Source organism: Thioalkalivibrio sp. AKL8 (assembly GCF_000380525.1).
GTDB lineage: Bacteria > Pseudomonadota > Gammaproteobacteria > Ectothiorhodospirales > Ectothiorhodospiraceae > Thioalkalivibrio > Thioalkalivibrio versutus.
Map to the genome: position 1 here is coordinate 59,635 of NZ_AQYF01000007.1, position 18,768 is coordinate 78,402.

An 18,768-nucleotide genomic window follows, 5' to 3' on the forward strand; every position below is an offset into this window, starting at 1 on the left:
CTGGACATGTTGGTTGACCCACCATTCGAAGCACTGGAGTCGTCGATGACCATGCAGGAGACCATTAGCCGGAAGCTGGAGGAACGCTTTGCGCCCGAGCATCTGGAGGTGGTGAACGAGAGCCACATGCACAACGTGCCGCCGGGTTCGGAGTCGCACTTCAAGGTAACCGTGGTATCCGAGGCCTTTCGCGACCAGAAGCTGATCGCGCGGCATCGTCTGGTGAACCAGGCCTTGGCCGACGAGCTGGCCGGCGGCATCCACGCCCTGGCGCTGCACACCCTGGACCCGGACCAGTGGTTCGAGCGCGCCGGAAAGGTCGCGGATTCCCCGCCCTGCATGGGTGGCGACGGCGGCGCGAAGGCCTGAGGTCTTGTCGGTCACTGCCACCCCCACGGCCCACTCGGCCGTGGACGCCATTCTGCGCGCGCGGCTGGAATCCCCCGGGCTGATGGACCTGCTCGGCCAGATCGAGGCGAGCCTGAACGCGGCGGCCTCGCACCCGCCGCTCGCGGGTGTCTCCGAGCACCTGGGCCCGGACCGCCATATCGTGCTGTGGCTCATCGACGGCTTTGCCGCCCGTTACCGCCGCCACACGCCGCTGTTGGGCGCGGACCACGTGACCGATCTGGAGACTGTGTTTCCCAGCACTACGGCCACCGCGATCACCAGCATCCTGACCGGGCGCCACCCCGCACGGCATGGCCTGCTCGGCTGGCATACCCGCCTGGCGGCCGCCGAACGCACCCTTACGGTACTGATGGGCCAGGAGCGCGGCGCCGACGACCACCCGGCCACGCTCGGCTACCGCGAGCTGACCGGCCGCGTGCAGCCCGACCGCCTGGGCGACCGGCTTGACTGCGGCATGACCTTCATCGGCCCGGAATGGATCGGCGGCACGCCCTACAACCGCATGATGAGCCGCGGCGCCGACTTCATTGGCTTCGAGGACCTCTCCGAGCTGCCGGCGCGGGTGGCCGCGCATGTGAACGCGACGCCGGGACCCCACTTCACCTACGTCTACTGGTCGGAGCTGGACCATCTGGGCCACGAATACGGCCCGGACAGCCCGGAGGTGGAGCGCCACCTGAAACAGCTGGACCTGGCCTACACCGCCACCTGCGCGCAGATCCAGCGTCAGGAAAGCGTGTTCCTGACCACCGCCGACCACGGCATGCGCACGGTCGAACGCCGCCTGGACCTCCGCGAGCATCCGGCGGTACAGGCCTGCCTGCGCCACCGTCTGACCGGCGAGCCACGCGCCGCCCTCGCCCACATCCGAACCGGACAGCACGCTGACTTCCTGCAGGCACTGGAGCGGGCGTTCGGTGACGACGTCCTGGCCATCCCGCAGGCCGAGTGGCTGGGCCACGGGACCCTCGGCCCCGAGCCGCAACACCCGGAACTGCGCGCGCGGGCCGGCGACTACCTGCTGCTGCCGGTCGAGGACGCCTACCTGGTGGACCCGCCGGCCGATGACGAGGGGCCGTTCTTTGTTGGCGCCCACGGCGGCCTGTCCCCGGAGGAACGGCATATTCCCCTGTTTCTTCGGAATATCGGCCAGTCGCGGTAAACTGCCGGGTTCTGTGCCGGTCAAACCGACTGGCGCTGGCTAAACAAGACTGTCCCGAGACCCCATGAACGACACCACCGACCAGACCTACAACAACGCCGCCCAGCACCTGATCGAGCTGGCCAACCGCCTGGCGGATGACGGCCAGGCCGACGAGACCGGTGATGTTGCCGACGGCCTGCTGGCCGGTGCGATCCACTTCTGGCTGTACAGCCGCCAACCGTGCGGCGACCCGTTGTGCGAGGACTGCGCCCCGTTCGCGGATGCCGAGAGCCGGCTGGCCATGCTGCACGAACTGATCGACGAACTGGCCCGCGACAGCGACTACTTCCACTCCACCACCGACAGCACCGTCGGCCACGCCTGACCCGCCAGCTCGGGGCCCCAGCCGATGCCGGTCACGCCCTTTCGCCCCGCGACCGACACCTGGTTTCGCGAGGCCTTCGAGCAGGCCACTCCCATCCAGTCCCGCGGCTGGCCCGCGATCCGGGCCAGCCGCCACTGTCTGCTGATCGCCCCGACCGGTAGCGGCAAGACCCTTGCCGCGTTCCTGAGTGCAATCGACCGCCTGACCGGCGAGCCGGCCCCGGAACCCCGCACCGGCTACTCGGTACTCTACATCTCGCCCCTGAAGGCACTGGCCACCGACATCGAGCGCAACCTGCGCGCCCCGCTGACCGGCATCACCCGGACCGCCGTGCGCCTAGGCGACGAGTCGGCCCGCGAACCCGTGGTGCACATCCGCACCGGCGACACCCCGCAGGCCGAGCGCCGTGCCCAGGCGCGCGAACCCGGCGACATCCTGGTGACCACGCCGGAGTCGCTCTACCTGCTGCTGGGCTCGAAGGCCGCGGAGAACCTCGAATCCGTCCATACGGTAATCATCGACGAGGTGCACGCCCTGGCCGGGAACAAGCGCGGCGCACACCTGGCCCTGTCGCTGGAACGCCTGGCCGAGCGCTGTGGCGAGGACCCGCAACGCATCGGGCTCTCCGCGACCGTGCATCCGATGGAGGTCGCGCGAGGCTTCCTCGGCGGCGACCGCGAGGTGGAGGTGATCGACGCCGCCGAGGCCCCACGCCTGGATCTCGAGATCCTCGCCCCGGAGGAGCCGCCAGCGGCACACGCACCTCCCACCCTCGAAGCGTCCGAAGGCGCGGAAACCATCCCGTCCGGCTCCATCCTCGGCGCGGTCTACGGCCAGGGCACCGGACCACTCCCGGGCGGGGGCGGCGACCGCGCCGCGCGCCTGGAGCCGCGCCTGCTGGCGGCGATCCTGGAACACCGCTCGACCATCGTGTTCGTCAACAGCCGCGGGCTGTGCGAACGCCTGGTCCAGCGCATCAACGACGCCTGGCGCGAACAGCATCCCGAGGACGCCAAAAAGCCCGAAGACCTGGTCGCCGCTCACCACGGCAGCGTCTCCCACGAGCGCCGCGCGGAGATCGAGGGGCGACTGAAGACCGGGCGCCTGCGCGGCATCGTCGCCACCAGCTCGCTGGAACTGGGCATCGACATGGGTGCGGTGGACCTGGTGATCATGGTCGAATCGCCCGGCTCGGTTGCGCGCGGCCTGCAACGCGCCGGACGCGCCGGGCACGGAGTCGGCCAGGTCTCGCGCTCGCTGCTGCTGCCGCGCTTTCGCGGCGACCTGCTGGAATGCGCGGTGATTGGCGAGCGCATGCAGGTCGGCGCGCTGGAACCGATCCATGCCCCGCACAACCCGCTGGACGTGCTCGCCCAGCAGCTCGTCGCGATGATGGTCTGCGAACGCCCGCGCACGGTGGACGAGCTGCACGCGCTGATACGCCGCGCCGCACCCTGGCGCGAGCTGTCGCGCCCACTGTTGGAGGCGACCCTGGATATGCTCTCCGGCCACTACCCCAGCACCGACTTCGCCGACCTGCGCCCGTGGCTCGCCTGGGACCGCGCCCGCGACGAGCTGACCCCGCGCCGGGGCGCGGCGCTGGCCGCGCGCCTGAACGCCGGCACCATCCCCGACCGCGGCCTGTACGGCGTGCATGTCGGCGAGGGCGGCCCGCGCATCGGCGAGCTGGACGAGGAGATGGTGTTCGAGCTGAAGACCGGCGAGAACGTGACCCTGGGCGCCAGCACCTGGCACGTGGAGGCGATCACCCGCGACCGCGTGCTGGTCTCCCCCGCCCCCGGCGAGGTCGGCAAGCTGCCCTTCTGGCATGGCGACGGCCCCGGCCGCCCAATCGAACTCGGGCGCGCAATCGGCGCCGCCACCGAACGCCTCGCGCGCATGGACCGCGCCGAACGCGCGACCTGGCTCAAGGAGCATGCCCCGCTGTCGGAGGCGGCGGTCGAGACCCTCGGCGACTACATCGACGAACAGCGCGAGGCCACCGGGCAGCTCCCGTCGGACAAGCGCATCGTGGTCGAGCGCTTCCGCGACGAGGTCGGCGACTGGCGCGTGTGCATCCTGACCCCGTTCGGCGCCCGCGTGCACGCCCCCTGGGCGCTGGCCCTGCAGGGGGCGCTGACCAGCACCTCCGGCTTCGAGGTACAGGTGATGTACACCGACGACGGCATCTTGCTGCGACTCGCGGACAGCGAGGACCTGCCGGAGCTGGACAGCCTGTTCCCCGACCCGGAGGAACTGGAGGAGACGGTCACTCGCGAGCTGGGGAACTCCACCCTGTTCGCCAGCGCCTTCCGCGAGAACGCGGCCCGCGCCCTGCTTCTGGTGCGCAACCGCCCGGGCCAGCGCACGCCGCTGTGGGCCCAGCGCCTGAAGTCGCAGCAGCTGCTCGCGTCGGTGCGCGAGTACGCGAGCTTCCCGGTGGTGCTGGAGACCTACCGCCAGGTGCTGGCCGACGTGTTCGATCTGGACGCCCTGCGCGAGATCCTGCGCGGGGTGCAGGAGCGCCACATCCGCGTGCACGAGGTGGAAACGCCACGGGCCTCGCCGTTCGCCCGCAGCCTGGTATTCGCCTACGTCGCCGCCTACATCTACGAGCAGGACGCGCCGATGGCCGAGCGCAAGGCACAGGCGCTCACGCTCGATCGCGGGATGCTGGCCGAGCTGCTGGGCCAGGCCGAGCTGCGCGAGCTGATCGACCCCGATGCCCTGGCCGAACTCGAGGCCGAACTGGCGCACACCACAGAGGCCACACAGGTCCGCGACGCCGACGAGCTGCATGACCTACTGCGCCGGCGCGGCGACCTGACGCGGCAGGAGATCGAAGCCGCAGCGGCCGAAAACCCCACACCCTGGCTACAGACCCTGGCCGACGGGCTGCGTGCGGTCGAGGTCCGGATCGCCGGCGAGCCGCGCTGGATCGCCGCCGAGGACGCGGCCCTCTTTCGCGACGCGCTCGGGGTCGTGCCACCACCCGGCCTGCCCGCCGGTTTCCTCGAGCCGCCGCAACGCCCGCTGGAACAGCTGCTGCGCCGCTACGCCCGCACGCATGGGCCATTCCGCGTCGAGGACCTGGGCGTTCGCTACGGCCTCGCGCCCGGCGCGCTGCTTCCGGCGCTGGAGACGCTAGAGGGTGCCGGCGTGCTGCTGCGCGGCGAGATCCGCCCGCAGGGCCAGGGCGAGGACTGGTGCGAACTGGACATCCTGCGCCGGCTGAAGCGCCGCACCCTGGCCCGCCTGCGCGACGAGGCGGCGGCGGTGGACGCCCGCGCGCTGGGCCGCTTCCTGCCCGCCTGGCAGGGCCTGAGCGAGCCCGGGTCAGGCATCGGCACCCTGCGCGAAGTGCTCACGCAGCTCGAAGGCGTCGCCCTGCCCTGGTCGGCCTGGACCGCCCATGTGCTGACGATGCGGGTGCGCGACTTCTCGCTGGACGCGCTGGACCGCATCACCGCGTCCGGCGAGTTCGTCTGGGTGGGCAGTGGCGCGCTGGGCCAGCGTGACGGGCGCATCCGCTTCCTGCGCCGCGAGCAGGCGATGATGCTGCTGGAGCCGGACACACCCGAGGCGGAGACACCGGCCGGCGACGACCCACTGGCCGAAGCCATCCTGGAGACGTTGAACCGACGCGGTGCCTGCTTCTACATGGAGCTGGAACGCGCGGCCCGCGAGGCACAGCCGGACGCCCGCCAGGACATGATCGAGGCCGCGATCTGGGATCGGGTCTGGGCGGGGCAGATCACCAACGACACCTTTGCCCCGCTGCGCAGCCTGGGCCAGCGTAAGCCCAGCTCGCGCGGCCGGCGGCGCCCGGGCCAGGGCCTGGCCGGCGGGCGCTGGTCCCGGGTGGCCGACCTGATCGATCCCGGCGTGTCGCTGACGGAACGCGCTCGCGAACAGGCCGAGAACCTGCTGGCACGCTACGGCGTGGTCAGCCGCGAGATGGCGCGCGCCGAGGGGCGGCCGGGCGGCTTCGGCCGCGTGTACCCCGTCTACCGTGCGATGGAGGACGCCGGCAAGCTGCGCCGCGGCCACTTCGTCGAGGGCCTGACCGGCGCCCAGTTCGCACGCGCCGGTGCGGTGGACCGCCTGCGCGCGCTGGAACGCACGGCCGACGCCACCCCCGAGCCGCAGTGGCTGGCCAGCGTCGACCCGGCCAACCCCTGGGGCCAGCTCCTGCCCTGGCCACAGCCGCCGGAGGCCGCCGAGGGCCGCCTGCGCCGCGTGGCCGGGGCCCTGGTCGCGCTGGCCGGCGGCCAGCCGCTGCTCTATCTCGCCGCCTCCGGCCGCCAGCTGTTCGTCTGGGAGGCGATCCCCGGCATCGACACCGCGGAGGAACACGCCGCCCTGGTGACCGACGCCATCCGCCAGCTCGCCGGCAGCCGCTGGCTGCCCAAACGCCGCGGCATCACCATCGAGAGCATCAACGGCGAACCCGCCCGCCAGTCCCCGTTTACGGAGGCCCTGCGCGCTGGCGGTGCCATGGGCGAGGTCCGCGGTCTGCGTCTGGAACCGCCCGCCGGTCGCCGCTGAGACGCCGCACCGGGAAAGAGCCAGGAAAGGCTCTTCACCACAGAGGGCACGGGAGGAGACGGAGAAATGCGCAGGGCTGTCAGGGGGTACCGCCGCTCTTGCGCACCGGCCCGGCAGCGCCCCCTTGTCATCCCGGAAACCGCGCAGCGGTTATCCGGGATCTTCGCGGTGTGGCCGGCCGAACGCTGGAGGCCAGGAATTACGTCGGAGATCCCGGCTCTTCGCTACGCTGCGGCCGGGATGACCTCCGGTTTTCCGAGTTCGGGACAGGGCGAACGAAAACCGGGCCTGGTGCCCCGCCTTCATCCGATCTCGCCGCGTCTTCCGCGATGGCAAGACCCCTTGTGCGACCCGCTTAGCCTGTTCCGGAAGGAAACCACTCCGCGCATTTCTCCGTGCCCTCGGTGGTGCAACCAAAAGGCGTGGCGCCGGAAAAAGCGTCAGGCGGCGAGGGCCTGCCCGAGCGCGGCGAGGAAGGCGTCGTTCTCGTCGGGGCGACCGACGGTCACGCGCAGACAGTCCGCGAGAAGCGGATGCGCCCGGCCGACGTCCTTGACCAGGATCCCGGCGTCGCGCAGGGCGGCGAAGGTCGCATGCCCCGCCCCGGCGCGTACCCGGAACAGGATGAAATTCGCCTGGCTGGGGAAGACCTGCTCGACCCCCGTCGTCGCGGTCAGACGCTCGCTCAGGCGGTCGCGTTCCTCGACGATTCCGCGCGCCTGCGCGTCCAGCGCCTCGCGGTGCTCCAGGGCGAAGGCCACCGAGCGCTGGGTCAGGGTGTTGATGTTGTATGGCAGACGCAGGCGATCCAGCGCATCGATCCAGGCCGGCGTGCCCGCCAGATAGCCAAGTCGCGCGCCGGCCAGCCCCAGCTTGGAGACCGTGCGCATCACCATCAGGCCGTCATCCTCTCCGACGCGCGGAAGGAAGCTGTGCGCCGCGAACGGGGCGTAGGCCTCGTCGACCACCGTGACACCGGGGTTCTCGTCGACGATGGCCTCTACCGTCGCGGCATCGTCCAGCGTCCCGGTCGGATTGTTCGGGTAGGCGAGGAACACCAGCGCCGGGTTGGACTCGGCCAGCGCCGCGCGCATCGTCTCGAGGTCCAGGGTGAAGTCCGCGTTCAGGGGGACACCGATGAACGGCACCCCCAGCGCTCGGGCCAGCACGCCATACATCACGAAGGTCGGCTCCGGCGCCAGCACCGGACGCCCGGAACCCGCCACCGCCGTGATCAGGATCTGGATGAGTTCGTCGGAGCCATTGCCGAACAACAGTCCGGCGGCCTCGGGCACGCCGTGGGCGGCGCGCACCTGAGCGGCCAGACCCAGTGCCTGGGCGTCGGGATAGCGGTTCAGCTGCGGATCACGCAGGGCCGCCAGCCAGGCGTCTTCCAGCTCCCCCGGCCAGGGATGCGGGTTTTCCATCGCGTCCAGCTTGATCAGGCCGGTCGCGTCGGCCACCTGGTAGGCCGGCTGCGCCAGCACCTCCGGGCGCATCAGGGCGTCCGGGGTCCGGGTCGCGCGGGCGGTCATCGACTGCGCAGTTCGGCGGAGCGCGCGTGGGCGGTCAGGCCCTCGCCGTGGGCCAGCGCCGCGGCGGTCTCGCCCAGCTTGGCCGCGCCCTCGGCCGAGCAGTGGATGATGCTCGAACGCTTCTGGAAGTCGTACACGCCCAGTGGCGAGGAGAAGCGCGCGGTACGCGAGGTCGGCAGCACGTGGTTGGGACCGGCGCAGTAGTCGCCCAGGGCCTCGGAGGTATAGCGGCCCATGAAGATCGCGCCGGCGTGGCGCAGCCCGGCATCCAGCATCGCCTGCGGGTCGGCCACCGACAGCTCCAGGTGCTCCGGGGCGATGCGGTTGGCGACCGCGACGGCCTCGGCCGAGTCGCGCACCTTCACCAGCGCGCCGCGCTTGTCGAGGCTGGTGCGGATGATCTCGGCGCGCGGCATCTCCTCCAGCAGGCGGTCCATGGCCTCGGCCACGCGATCCAGGAACGCGTCGTCCCAGGACAGCAGGATGGACTGGGCCTGCTCGTCGTGCTCGGCCTGAGAGAACAGGTCGGCCGCGATCCAGTCGGGGTCGGTCTCGCCGTCGCAGACCACCAGGATCTCGGACGGACCGGCGATCATGTCGATGCCGACGGTGCCGAACACCTCGCGCTTGGCCGCAGCCACGAAGATATTGCCGGGACCAACGATCTTGTCCACCGCCGGGATGGTCTGGGTGCCATAGGCCAGCGCGGCCACGGCCTGGGCGCCCCCCACGGTAAACACGCGATCCACGCCGGCCACGGCGGCCGCGGCCAGCACCAGATCGTTCAGCTCACCGCCCGGGGCGGGCACGACCATGACCAGCAACTCGACGCCGGCGACCTTGGCCGGGATGGCGTTCATCAGCACGGAGGACGGATAGGCCGCCTTGCCCCCGGGGACATACAGGCCCACCGAGTCCAGAGCGGTCACGCGCTGGCCGAGAACGGTGCCGTCCTCGTCAGTGAAGTCCCAGTCCCGCATGAGCTGGTGCTCGGCGTAGCGGCGGATGCGTGCGCTGGCCATCTCCAGGGCCTTGCGCTGCTCCGCCGGGATCGACTCCAGGGCGGCCTGCAAGCGGTCGCGGGGGATCTCAAGATCGGAGACTGCGGCGCGGTCGAGCCGGTCGAACTTGGCGGTGTAGCGCAACACCGCGGCATCGCCCTCGGTGCGCACCGCGCCGAGGATCTCGTCCACCGCGTCCCGCACGCTGGTGTCGGCAACGGATTCCCAGGACAGCAGGTTCTCCAGGGCCTGATCGAAATCGGGCTGCTGGGTATCGAGTCGGGCAATGGATGGCATGTCGGGCTCCTCGTTCAGGCGGGTACGGCAGCCTTGCGGCGCGCGCGCACGGCATCGGCCAGCAGGCGCAGGGTGGCCTCGCTGTCGTCCCAGCCCATGCAGGCATCGGTGATGCTCTGGCCATATTGCAGCGGCTTGCCGGGCAGGATGTCCTGGCGACCACCGGTCAGGTGGCTCTCCAGCATCACGCCCATAATGCGCCGATCGCCGCCGGCAATCTGTTCGCCCAGCACACGCGCGACCTCGATCTGCTGCTTCGGGTCCTTGCGGCTGTTGGCGTGACTGCAGTCCACCATCACCGACTCCGGCAGCTCGGCCATGCGCAGTTCCTTGCAGGCCTCTTCGATGCTCGCGGCGTCGTAGTTCGGCTGCTTCCCGCCGCGCAGGATGATGTGGCAGTCGTCGTTGCCGGTGGTGGAGAAGATTGCCGAGCGGCCCGACTTGGTCACCGACAGGAAGTGATGCGGGCGCGAGGCAGAACGGATCGCGTCGATCGCCACGCGCAGGCTGCCATCGGTCGAGTTCTTGAAGCCCACCGGGCAGGACAGACCGGAGGCCAGCTCGCGGTGCACCTGGCTTTCGGTGGTGCGCGCCCCAATCGCGCCCCAGGCGACCAGGTCCGCGATGTACTGCGGGCTGATCAGGTCGAGGTATTCGGTGGCCGCCGGCATGCCCTTCACCGCCAGATCGCGCAGCAGTCCGCGCGCCACACGCAGGCCCTTGTTGATATGGAAGCTGCCATCCAGATCGGGGTCATTGATCAGACCCTTCCAGCCAACCGTGGTACGCGGCTTTTCGAAGTACACCCGCATCACGATATGCAGCGCGTCGGAGAGCTCCTCGCGCAGGGTCTTCAGGTGATCGGCATAGTCCAGCGCGGCGTCCACGTCGTGGATCGAGCAGGGGCCGACGATCACCTGCAGGCGGTCATCCTCGCCGCGCAGGATGCGATGGCAGGCCTGGCGGGCCTCGAACACGGTGTTGGCCGCCGCATCGGTGATCGGCAGTTCATCGCGTACGGTGTCCGGGGCGGACACCTCCTGGATTTCGCGGATTCGCAGGTCGTCGGTATCGGCGGTCATGGTGTTCTCGATTACGTCGTCGCGGGGGTGACGGCCTCCCGCAGGCCCTCGATGAGATTTTGAATGGTTCTATGTCGCATCTTCATGGCTGCCTGGTTCACGATCAACCGGGAACTAATGGGGGTAATCAGTTCCAGCGGTTCCAGGCCGTTGGCCTTGAGGGTGTTGCCGGTATCCACCAAGTCGACGATGTAGTCGGCCAGGCCCACCAGCGGTGCCAGTTCCATCGAGCCGTAGAGCTTGATGATATCGACCTGGCGGCCCTGCTGGGCAAAGTAGTTCTGCGTGATGTTCACAAACTTGGTGGCGATGCGCAGGCGTTGCTGCGGGTCCGGTTGCTGGCCCGGGCGCCCCGCCAGCATCAGACGACACTCGGCGATATGCAGATCCAGCGGTTCGTACAGCCCGGCCGCGCCGTGTTCCATCAGCACGTCCTTGCCGGCCACGCCGATGGACGCCGCGCCGTGCTGCACGTAGGTGGGCACGTCGGTCGCGCGCACCACCACGATCTTCACGTCCTCGCGGTTGGTGTCGAGGATCAGCTTGCGCGTCTCGTCCGGATCCTCCAGCAGCTCGATCCCGGCGCTGGAAAGCAGCGGCAGGGTGTCCTTGAGGATGCGGCCCTTGGACAGGGCGATGGTCAGGGCGTTGGGATCCATCATGGGTCAGGCGTTCGTCCGGTTCCGTGTGAGTCGCAGCTTCAGACCGGCTCGCGACGAATGGTCGCGCCGATCTGGCTCAGTTTTTCCTCGATGCATTCGTAGCCGCGATCGATGTGGTAGATGCGGTCCACCTCGGTCTCGCCCTCGGCCACCAGGCCGGCGATGATCAGGCTCGCCGAGGCACGCAGGTCAGTCGCCATCACCGGCGCACCGACCAGTTTTTCCACGCCCTCGACGATCGCGGTATTGCCCTCGATGGTAATGTGCGCGCCCATGCGCTGCAGCTCCAGCGCATGCATGAAGCGATTCTCGAACACCGTCTCGACTACCGATCCGGTGCCCTCGGCCACGGTGTTCAGCACCATCATCTGCGCCTGCATGTCGGTCGGGAAGGCCGGGAACGGCGCGGTGCGCAGGTTCACCGCCTTCGGTCGGCGGCCCTCCATATCCAGCTCGATCCAGTCCGGCCCGGTCTCGATGCGAGCGCCGGCCTCGACCAGCTTGGCCAGCACCGCGTCCAGCAGCTCCGGGCGGGTATTGCGGCAGCGCACGCGCCCACGGGTGACCGCGGCGGCGACCAGGAAGGTGCCGGTCTCGATACGGTCCGGCATCACATCGTATTCGCAGCCGTGCAGGCGCTCCACGCCCTGCACCCGAATGGTGTCGGTGCCGGCCCCCTGGATCTTCGCGCCCATCGCGGTCAGGCAGTCCGCCAGATCGATGACCTCTGGCTCGCGCGCGGCGTTCTCGATCAGGGTCTCGCCCTCGGCCAGGGTGGCGGCCATCAACAGGTTCTCGGTACCGGTTACCGTCACCTGGTCGAAGACCACGCGCGCGCCCTTCAGGCGATCCGCGCGAGCGTGGATGTAGCCGCCTTCGACCTCGATCTCGGCCCCCAGGGCCTCAAGACCCCGCAGGTGCAGGTTCACCGGACGCGAACCGATGGCACAGCCACCCGGCAGGGAAACCTCGGCCTCGCCGAAGCGGGCCAGCAGCGGCCCCAGCACCAGGATGGAGGCGCGCATGGTCTTGACCAGGTCGTACGGGGCGACGCACTGGGTCAGCGTGGTCGGGTCGACCTCGATGCGCATGCGCTCGTTAACCGTAAGGCTGACGCCCATGCGGCCGAGCAGTTCCATGGTGGTGGTCACGTCCTGCAGATGCGGGACGTTGCCAATGGTCATCGGCCCGTCCGCCAGCAAGGTGGCGGACAGGATCGGCAACACGGCGTTCTTGGCCCCGGAGATCCAGACCTGACCCTCGAGTCGGCGACCTCCGGTAATGATCAGTTTGTCCATGGGATGCCCGGATTGACCGCCGAACCGACCGTGGTTCGGCGAAACGCGCCATGATAACGAATCCGCGCCGGGCTCGCCCGTTCGCCCGCCGCCGGCACGACTCAGGCGACGGAACGGGCGGCGGAGTCGGTGATAATCGACTCCAGGTCGTACAACTCCAGTAACGGGCGCAACCCCTCGGGGAGGGGCTCGAAGACCAGGGTGCGGCCCTGCTCGCGGGCGCGACGCCAGAGGATGACCAGGAACGCCACGCCGGCGCTGTCGATACGACCCGCCTGCGTCAGGTCCACCCGAGCGTGTTCCGGGAGATGCGCCGTCAGCCCGCGGGCCCGTGCCTCCAGCCCGGCCACCGTCGCGAAGGTCAGTGGCCCGTTGACGACCAGACCGCCTTCATCCGCCCGGATCTGTGCGTCGCTCACCGGTCCGCGGCGCCGTTGTCGGGGGTCACGTCGCCCACGGCATCCTCGATCAACGCCTCGTCGCCATCTTCCAGGCGCTCGATCAGCGCCTCCAGGCCATCGCGGTTAATCTCCTCGTTAAAGCGAGTGCGGAAGTTGCCGACGAAGCTGAGCCCCTCGGCCTCGACGTCGAAGACCTTCCATTCGCCGTTCACCGGACGCAGACGGTAGTTGACCTGGATGTTCGACTGGCCGGAGCCCATCACCACCTCGGTGGCGACCACGGCCATGCGCTCGTCCTGGCGCGAGCGCCGCTCGATGACGCGCACGTCCTTGTCCAGATGATCGGCCAGTTGCACCCCGTAGGCCTGCAGCAGCGTGTTCTTGAAGGCCTCGGCGAAGCGGTCTTGCTGCTCGCTGCTGGCATCGCGCCAGTGACGTGCCAGGACCAGGCGGGCCATCCCGTTGACATCCACGCCGGGCAGGATCTCCTCCTCGATCACGCCAATCACGAAGTCAGGATCTTCCTGCGCACGCGCCTCGTTTGCCCGCAGCTTCTCGTAGACCGCGTCGATCGACTGCTTGATGAGCTCGGCGGGGTTTTCTTCGGCCTGGGCGGGAGCCGCCAGGATCAGGACCAGCAGCGCCAGCGGCAGGATCAGGATTCGTTCATGCAACCATTTCATGTCTCTTGCTCCCGGTTTGGGTAGATCAGTCACTACCCATGTTGGTCATGAAGCGACCGATGAGGTTCTCCAGCACCAGTGCCGACTGGGTGAACATCAGCTCGTCGCCTTCCTGCAGGGTGTCGTAGTCACCACCCGGCTCCAGCGCGATGTACTGTTCGCCCAACAGCCCCGCGGTGTGGATGGCGGCCTGGGTGTCCATCGGCAGGTAGTCGTGCTCCGAGCGGATCGCCAGGGTCACCTCGGCGCGAAAGCGTTCCGGATCGTAACGGATATCCGCCACTCGCCCGATGCGCACACCCGACACCGTGACCGGGGCACGCGTCTTGAGCCCCCCGATGTTGTCGAAGTATCCGCTCACCGTATAGGTGTCACGGTCGTGGTAGTCGGTCACGTTGCTCACCTGCACCGCCAGGTAGAACAGCGCCCCGATACCCAGGAGCACGAAGACACCGACCGCCAGTTCGAAGAAACGTACCTTCATTATTGCCACCTGTCCTGGGTAAACACTGTTTGGTCAGCCCGCGCCGAACATCAGCCCGGTCAGGATGAAATCGAGGCCCAGCACCGCGAGCGACGACACCACCACCGTCTGGGTCGTGGCGCGCGAGATGCCCTCGGACGTCGGCTGCGCATTGAAGCCCTGGAACACCGCGATCCAGGTCACCACGAAGCCGAACACGATGCTCTTGATCACGCCGGAGAGCACATCCTCGTTCCAGTCGGTCACCGACTGCATCTGCGAGAAATAGGCGCCGCTGTCCACGCCCAGCAGCCCCACCCCGACGAGGTAGCCGCCCATCACGCCCACGGCGCTGAAGATCGCGGCCAGCAGCGGCATGGAGAGGAACCCGGCCACAAAGCGTGGCGCGAAGATCCGGCGATAGGGGTTCACCGCCATCATCTCCATCGCCGAGAGCTGTTCGGTCGTCTTCATCAGCCCCAGTTCCGCGGTCAGCGCGGAGCCGGCGCGCCCGGCGAACAGCAGCGCGGTGACCACCGGCCCCAGTTCGCGTACCAGCGACAGCGCAACCACCCCGCCCAGGGCCTCGGCCGCGCCGAAGTTCACCAGCGTGATGTAGCCCTGGTACGCCAGCACCATGCCGACAAACAGCCCGGACACGACGATAATCAGCAGCGAGCGCACCCCCACCGAATACACCTGAACAAGCGTCAGGCCGAAGCGGCGAAAGACGATATCCAGGCTCGCCAGCATCCGGATCAGGAAGATGAACGCCCGGCCGAACACCGTCAGGGCATTGATCGTGGTCCGACCCAGCGCGGCAATCGAATCAGTCATCGCGGCGCTCCCCCTGCCCCAGCAGGTCATCGCGGTAGGACGCGCCCGGGTAATGAAACGGCACCGGCCCGTCCGGGCGACCCTGCAGGAACTGCGCGCTCCAGTCGGAAGCGCGCGCCTCCAGTTCGTCCGGCGGCCCGGCATCCACTACCCGGCCATCGGCGATCAGCACCACCTGATCGGAGATCGCCATCGCCTCGGTCACGTCATGCGAGACCAGCACGCTGGTAAGCCCCAGGCTTTGATTGGTCCGGCGGATCAGGCTGACGATCTGGCCCATGGTGATCGGATCGAGCCCGGTGAACGGCTCGTCGTACAGGATCAGGTCCGGGTCCAGCGCAATGGCCCGCGCCAGCGCGACGCGCCGCGCCATGCCACCGGACAGGGTGGCCGGGTCCAGGTCGCGCGCCGCGCGCAGGCCCACCGCCTCCAGCTTCAGCAGCACCAGCGCGTGCAGCACGTCCTCCGGCAGATCCGTGTGCTCGCGCAGCGGGAAGGCGACGTTCTCGAATACCGAGAGATCCGTCAGCAGCGCACCGCTCTGGAACAGCATGCCCATGCGCTTGCGCAGCGCGTACAGCCGCCGGGTGGAGAGCCTCGCCACCTCCTGGCCATCCACCCAGATGCGGCCCTTGTCCGGACGCAACTGACCGCCGACCAGGCGCAGCAGCGTGGTCTTGCCACTGCCGCTGGGCCCCATCACGGTCGTCACCTGCCCGCGCGGGATGCGCATCGACAGGTCATCGAAGATCATTTTGCGCCCGCGCCGGAAGCACAGGTTCTCGATCACGATATGCGGACTGTCTTCCACTGCCGGGTCAGCCACGCGCGCTCCTCGCCCTTAAGGAAACACTGATTAATGTACACGCTCGCGCTCGAGCCGCTTTTGCGTGCCAACAAGGCGCGGTGACCGCCGTGCAGTCATTCTGCACAAGGGAGCCGCAACGCCGTGCGCACGCCCGTTTTTGATGACAACGGGCGGCCGAGCCCCTTCGGGGTTGGCACCCCAGGTTCCCCGATCCTGCGTTGCGGCCCCAATCGGTCAAAAACGGGCCGGTAGACCCACTACCGGCTGCGCGCCGCGCCTTGGCTCGGAAAACCTGGGGTACCAACGCGAGGGTGTACATTAATCAGTGTTTCCTTAGGCCCACAGAACCCCGAAGTCTGGGCGCAGGCCGGGAGACCGTCAAACGGGCGGGTGCGGTGCTCATCCCAATCCCAGCAATGCGGCGATGGTGCGGAAATCCGACAGCCGCTCCGGACGCGCGCGCAGGAACACCGGGGTCTCGCCGCTGCCACCGGCCTGCCCGAGGGCCTCCACCAGCGCGCGCCAGCCCGGCGCATCCAGCCCTGCCTCGGGGTTGACCTGCCAGGCCCCGCCCCCGGCAAGCGCCGCCGATTTCGGCGCCGGGGCGGGATGAAACCAGGCCGCCTCGGCTCGCGCGAGCACCCGCTCCTCGCCGGCGCCGTACACCATCAGGCGCCCCAGTCCGGCCGCCTCCAGCGCCGCGCGGATCGCCTGCACCTGCGCCGGCCCCATCGGCCCCGGCGCCACCGCCTGCAGGCCGTCGCCGACAGCCTCGGCCAGCGCGCGCGCCCGCGTCGCACCCGTCTCGAGGCCCAGCTCCACCGGCCAGTCCAGTGTCAGCCGCAGCGCGGGTGGCACGGCCTCGGCCCAGTCGCCGAAGGCCGGCGCCCCGGCCTCGGTCCACACCGGGGCGGGCAGCAACAAACGGCTGTGGTAATGGGTGTAGTACTCCAGCTGCCAGTCCTGCGGCAGGTCCTCGGGGAAGAAGTCGTCCCACCAGTCCTCTCCGGGGCCCGCCACCCCGGCGGCCTGCAATACCGGCGCTTCCTGATCCTGCGACATGCCTCAACCTCCACGACGTAACCGCAGCTTTGCGCGGATTGCTTGTATCACCTGCGAGCGCGCGGCACAGTTGGCGCCATGCGTTTCGACCTGTTCCACGAGCTCTCGGTACCGGACTTCCTGCAGACCTCCGAAGCGGAGGTGCTGGAGAACACCCTGCGCCTGTGGGAGCGCGCCGATCATCTCGGCTTCGGCACCGCCTGGCTGGTGGAGCACCACCTGATGCCGGAGTTTTCCCACTCCACCGCGCCGGACCTGGTGCTGGCCGCGGCCAGCCAGCGCACCAAACGCCTGCGCCTGGGCCTGGGCGTAGTGCCGCTGCCCTACCACCATCCGCTGCGAGTGGCGCAGCGCGTCGGCATGCTCGACCAGCTCTCCGGCGGGCGCCTGGATCTGGGCATCGGGCGCGGCTTCTCGCCGCGCGAATATGCCACATTCGGGGCCGAGATGAGCGAGTCCCGCGCGCGGGTCGATGCCGGGCTGGATGCGCTGCGCCAGGCCTTCGCCACCGGCCGCATCACCCAGGACGGGCCGTTCCATCACCTGGACGACGTGCCCGTGATGCCGCGCCCGGTACAGGCCCCGCACCCGCCGATCTGGACCGCCGCGGTCAGCCCGGAGTCCTTCACATGGGCGGCGCAGCAGGGCATCGGCGCGCTGGCCGGGCCGTTCAAGCCCTGGCAGATGATCCGCGAGGACATCCGCCTGTATCACGAGGCCTGGGACGCGACACGCACGGACGTCGCCCACCCGCCCCGGGTCGGCATGACGCTTGGGGTCCTGTGCCTGCCGGACGGCAAGCGCGCCCGGCGCGAGGCCAAGCCGGCCTTCGAGTGGTTCTATCGCCACATGTTCCAGCAGACCCTGCCGGTGCTGGAACGCCTGATCGAGGGCTACGACTATTACCGCTCGCTCGGCCGCTTCCGTCACCTGGTCAAGGCCGGGATCAACCTGAAGGTCCTCGACATGCTGGGCATGACGCTCGTCGGCACCCCCGCCGAATGCCGTGAACGCATCGAGGGCCTGCGCGCGGCCGGGGTCGACCAGGTCCTGCTGGCCTTCGGCGCCGGAGCTGTTCCGCATGCGCTGGCCGAGGAGTCCATGGACTGCTTCGCGGAAGAGGTCATGCCCGCGTTTGCCGACCCCGCCCCGGCCACCGTCGCCCGCACCGCGACCTGAGCGAAACACGGATGCACGTCGCCGTGACCGGCGCCGCCGGGCGCCTGGGGCAAGTCCTGCTGCCCGCCCTGGCACGCGCGCCGACGATTGAACACATCCTCGCCCTGGACCGGGCCGCGCCGGCGCTGCCTCCCCCCGAAAACGGCACCGTTATCGAGGCCCGGGTACTCGACCTGGCGCAGCTCCAGCCGGAGGACCTGGCCGGGGTGGACACGCTGGTGCACCTCGCCTTTCAATTGATGGGCGGTCACGGGGGCCGCCGCCGGCATGACCGCACCTGGGTCCGCCAGCAGAATGTGGCCCTGAGCCAGCAGGTGTTCCACGCGGCGGTGACCGCCGGTGTGCGCCACATCGTGTTCCTGTCCAGCGCGGCGGTCTACGGCCCCTGGCCGGACAGCCCGCAGCCGCTCCGCGAGGACCATCCCACCCGGCCGCGCTTCCCCTATGCCGAAGACAAGGTCGCCGTGGAGCAGGCCCTGCTCGCGCTTGCCCGGGAACACCCCGAGTGCCAGGTGACCCTCCTGCGCCCGCCCGCGATCGTCGGCCCGAACGCCCACCCGCTGTTGCTGCAGATCGCCCGCGGACGGCTGTATCCCGCCGGGGGCGAACAGCCAGTGCAGATCCTGTGGGAGGACGATGCCGCCGCCGCGATCGTGCGCAGCATCACAACTCGCACTGCGGGGATCTTCAACCTGGGGGCCGAACCTGCCTGGTCGCTACGGGCGATGGCGCGCCACCAGCGGCGCTGGGGGATCCCGGTGCCACTGCGGATGATCCGCACCCTGCACCCGCTGGCCTGGCGCCTGACCGCCCGCGCCGGGGACCCCGGCTGGGTCCGCGGGCTGGACGGCCCGCTGGTACTGGACTGCACCCGCGCCCGCGAGCAGCTCGGCTGGACACCGCAGGTGACCACCGCCGGGTGCCTGGAACGTCTGCGCTGCTGAAACCACTACCCAATCGGCTACAATCCCG

17 protein-coding genes are annotated in these 18,768 nt (G+C 69.4%); 6 read left to right on the top strand and 11 right to left on the bottom strand.

Annotation, left to right across the window (positions count from 1 at the left end; all coding sequences use genetic code 11):
• Window positions 1-45: 45 nt before the first annotated feature.
• The 4 genes from G335_RS0105975 to G335_RS0105990 all read left to right on the top strand — a co-directional run bounded on the left by G335_RS0105975 (window position 46) and on the right by G335_RS0105990 (window position 6,488).
• Window positions 46-369 carry a BolA family transcriptional regulator gene (locus G335_RS0105975; protein ID WP_018176172.1) on the top strand — a complete coding sequence of 108 codons (324 nt, stop codon included), beginning with the start codon at window positions 46-48 and terminating at the stop codon, window positions 367-369.
• Window positions 370-373: 4 nt separating this feature from the next.
• Window positions 374-1,573, top strand: a complete 1,200-nt coding sequence (locus G335_RS0105980; RefSeq protein WP_018176173.1) for an alkaline phosphatase family protein — start codon at window positions 374-376, stop codon at window positions 1,571-1,573.
• A 64-nt stretch (window positions 1,574-1,637) separates the two neighbouring features.
• Window positions 1,638-1,940 (top strand): hypothetical protein, encoded by a 303-nt coding sequence (locus tag G335_RS0105985; RefSeq protein ID WP_018144508.1) that lies wholly within the window; start codon window positions 1,638-1,640, stop codon window positions 1,938-1,940.
• A gap of 24 nt (window positions 1,941-1,964) precedes the next feature.
• Window positions 1,965-6,488, top strand: coding sequence for a DEAD/DEAH box helicase (locus G335_RS0105990; RefSeq protein ID WP_018176174.1), 4,524 nt, complete (start codon window positions 1,965-1,967; stop codon window positions 6,486-6,488).
• A 440-nt stretch (window positions 6,489-6,928) separates the two neighbouring features.
• On the opposite strand, the gene hisC is transcribed toward G335_RS0105990, so the two are convergent.
• The 11 genes from hisC to G335_RS0106045 all read right to left on the bottom strand — a co-directional run bounded on the left by hisC (window position 6,929) and on the right by G335_RS0106045 (window position 16,617).
• Window positions 6,929-8,023, bottom strand: a complete 1,095-nt coding sequence (gene hisC, locus G335_RS0105995) for a histidinol-phosphate transaminase (protein WP_018176175.1) — start codon at window positions 8,021-8,023, stop codon at window positions 6,929-6,931.
• Window positions 8,020-9,321: a histidinol dehydrogenase gene (gene hisD / locus G335_RS0106000; RefSeq protein WP_018176176.1), complete on the bottom strand. Its 1,302-nt coding sequence runs from the start codon at window positions 9,319-9,321 to the stop codon at window positions 8,020-8,022. The genes hisC and hisD overlap by 4 nt, the downstream gene beginning before the upstream one ends.
• A 14-nt stretch (window positions 9,322-9,335) precedes the next feature.
• Window positions 9,336-10,403, bottom strand: coding sequence for a 3-deoxy-7-phosphoheptulonate synthase (locus tag G335_RS0106005; protein ID WP_018168264.1), 1,068 nt, complete (start codon window positions 10,401-10,403; stop codon window positions 9,336-9,338).
• An 11-nt stretch (window positions 10,404-10,414) separates the two neighbouring features.
• Window positions 10,415-11,065 carry an ATP phosphoribosyltransferase gene (gene hisG / locus G335_RS0106010; RefSeq protein WP_018144513.1) on the bottom strand — a complete coding sequence of 217 codons (651 nt, stop codon included), beginning with the start codon at window positions 11,063-11,065 and terminating at the stop codon, window positions 10,415-10,417.
• Between the two features lie 38 nt (window positions 11,066-11,103).
• On the bottom strand, window positions 11,104-12,363 hold the full coding sequence (murA, locus tag G335_RS0106015; protein ID WP_018144514.1) for a UDP-N-acetylglucosamine 1-carboxyvinyltransferase: 1,260 nt from the start codon (window positions 12,361-12,363) through the stop codon (window positions 11,104-11,106).
• A gap of 101 nt (window positions 12,364-12,464) precedes the next feature.
• The gene (locus tag G335_RS0106020; RefSeq protein ID WP_018144515.1) at window positions 12,465-12,782 is read right to left on the bottom strand and encodes a lipid asymmetry maintenance protein MlaB; all 318 of its coding nucleotides are present in this window, start codon (window positions 12,780-12,782) and stop codon (window positions 12,465-12,467) included.
• A complete protein-coding gene (locus G335_RS0106025; protein ID WP_018168265.1) occupies window positions 12,779-13,447 on the bottom strand; it encodes a phospholipid-binding protein MlaC in 669 nt (222 codons plus the stop codon). The genes G335_RS0106020 and G335_RS0106025 overlap by 4 nt, the downstream gene beginning before the upstream one ends.
• Window positions 13,448-13,472: 25 nt before the next feature.
• Window positions 13,473-13,931 carry an outer membrane lipid asymmetry maintenance protein MlaD gene (gene mlaD / locus G335_RS0106030; protein ID WP_018144517.1) on the bottom strand — a complete coding sequence of 153 codons (459 nt, stop codon included), beginning with the start codon at window positions 13,929-13,931 and terminating at the stop codon, window positions 13,473-13,475.
• Between the two features lie 33 nt (window positions 13,932-13,964).
• Window positions 13,965-14,747 carry a lipid asymmetry maintenance ABC transporter permease subunit MlaE gene (mlaE, locus tag G335_RS0106035; RefSeq protein WP_018144518.1) on the bottom strand — a complete coding sequence of 261 codons (783 nt, stop codon included), beginning with the start codon at window positions 14,745-14,747 and terminating at the stop codon, window positions 13,965-13,967.
• The gene (locus G335_RS0106040) at window positions 14,740-15,573 is read right to left on the bottom strand and encodes an ABC transporter ATP-binding protein (protein ID WP_026313092.1); all 834 of its coding nucleotides are present in this window, start codon (window positions 15,571-15,573) and stop codon (window positions 14,740-14,742) included. The genes mlaE and G335_RS0106040 overlap by 8 nt, the downstream gene beginning before the upstream one ends.
• A gap of 381 nt (window positions 15,574-15,954) precedes the next feature.
• Window positions 15,955-16,617 carry a hypothetical protein gene (locus G335_RS0106045; RefSeq protein WP_018176177.1) on the bottom strand — a complete coding sequence of 221 codons (663 nt, stop codon included), beginning with the start codon at window positions 16,615-16,617 and terminating at the stop codon, window positions 15,955-15,957.
• A gap of 78 nt (window positions 16,618-16,695) precedes the next feature.
• On the opposite strand from G335_RS0106045, the gene G335_RS0106050 reads away from it, so the two are divergent.
• Together G335_RS0106050 and G335_RS0106055 are read left to right on the top strand one after the other, a co-directional pair.
• A complete protein-coding gene (locus G335_RS0106050; protein WP_018176178.1) occupies window positions 16,696-17,796 on the top strand; it encodes an LLM class flavin-dependent oxidoreductase in 1,101 nt (366 codons plus the stop codon).
• 11 nt (window positions 17,797-17,807) lie between these two features.
• Window positions 17,808-18,740 carry an NAD-dependent epimerase/dehydratase family protein gene (locus tag G335_RS0106055; protein ID WP_018176179.1) on the top strand — a complete coding sequence of 311 codons (933 nt, stop codon included), beginning with the start codon at window positions 17,808-17,810 and terminating at the stop codon, window positions 18,738-18,740.
• The last annotated feature ends 28 nt before the right edge of the window (window positions 18,741-18,768 follow it).

Coding starts and splice junctions, on each gene's coding strand:
- hisC (WP_018176175.1), bottom strand. CDS start 8,023: ATGACCGCCCGCGCGACCCGGACCCCGGACGCCCTGATGCGCCCGGAG.
- mlaE (WP_018144518.1), bottom strand. CDS start 14,747: ATGACTGATTCGATTGCCGCGCTGGGTCGGACCACGATCAATGCCCTG.
- G335_RS0106050 (WP_018176178.1), top strand. CDS start 16,696: ATGCGTTTCGACCTGTTCCACGAGCTCTCGGTACCGGACTTCCTGCAG.
- G335_RS0106045 (WP_018176177.1), bottom strand. CDS start 16,617: ATGTCGCAGGATCAGGAAGCGCCGGTATTGCAGGCCGCCGGGGTGGCG.
- murA (WP_018144514.1), bottom strand. CDS start 12,363: ATGGACAAACTGATCATTACCGGAGGTCGCCGACTCGAGGGTCAGGTC.
- G335_RS0106005 (WP_018168264.1), bottom strand. CDS start 10,403: ATGACCGCCGATACCGACGACCTGCGAATCCGCGAAATCCAGGAGGTG.
- G335_RS0105990 (WP_018176174.1), top strand. CDS start 1,965: ATGCCGGTCACGCCCTTTCGCCCCGCGACCGACACCTGGTTTCGCGAG.
- G335_RS0105975 (WP_018176172.1), top strand. CDS start 46: ATGACCATGCAGGAGACCATTAGCCGGAAGCTGGAGGAACGCTTTGCG.
- G335_RS0106025 (WP_018168265.1), bottom strand. CDS start 13,447: ATGAAATGGTTGCATGAACGAATCCTGATCCTGCCGCTGGCGCTGCTG.
- hisD (WP_018176176.1), bottom strand. CDS start 9,321: ATGCCATCCATTGCCCGACTCGATACCCAGCAGCCCGATTTCGATCAG.
- hisG (WP_018144513.1), bottom strand. CDS start 11,065: ATGATGGATCCCAACGCCCTGACCATCGCCCTGTCCAAGGGCCGCATC.
- mlaD (WP_018144517.1), bottom strand. CDS start 13,931: ATGAAGGTACGTTTCTTCGAACTGGCGGTCGGTGTCTTCGTGCTCCTG.
- G335_RS0105985 (WP_018144508.1), top strand. CDS start 1,638: ATGAACGACACCACCGACCAGACCTACAACAACGCCGCCCAGCACCTG.
- G335_RS0106055 (WP_018176179.1), top strand. CDS start 17,808: ATGCACGTCGCCGTGACCGGCGCCGCCGGGCGCCTGGGGCAAGTCCTG.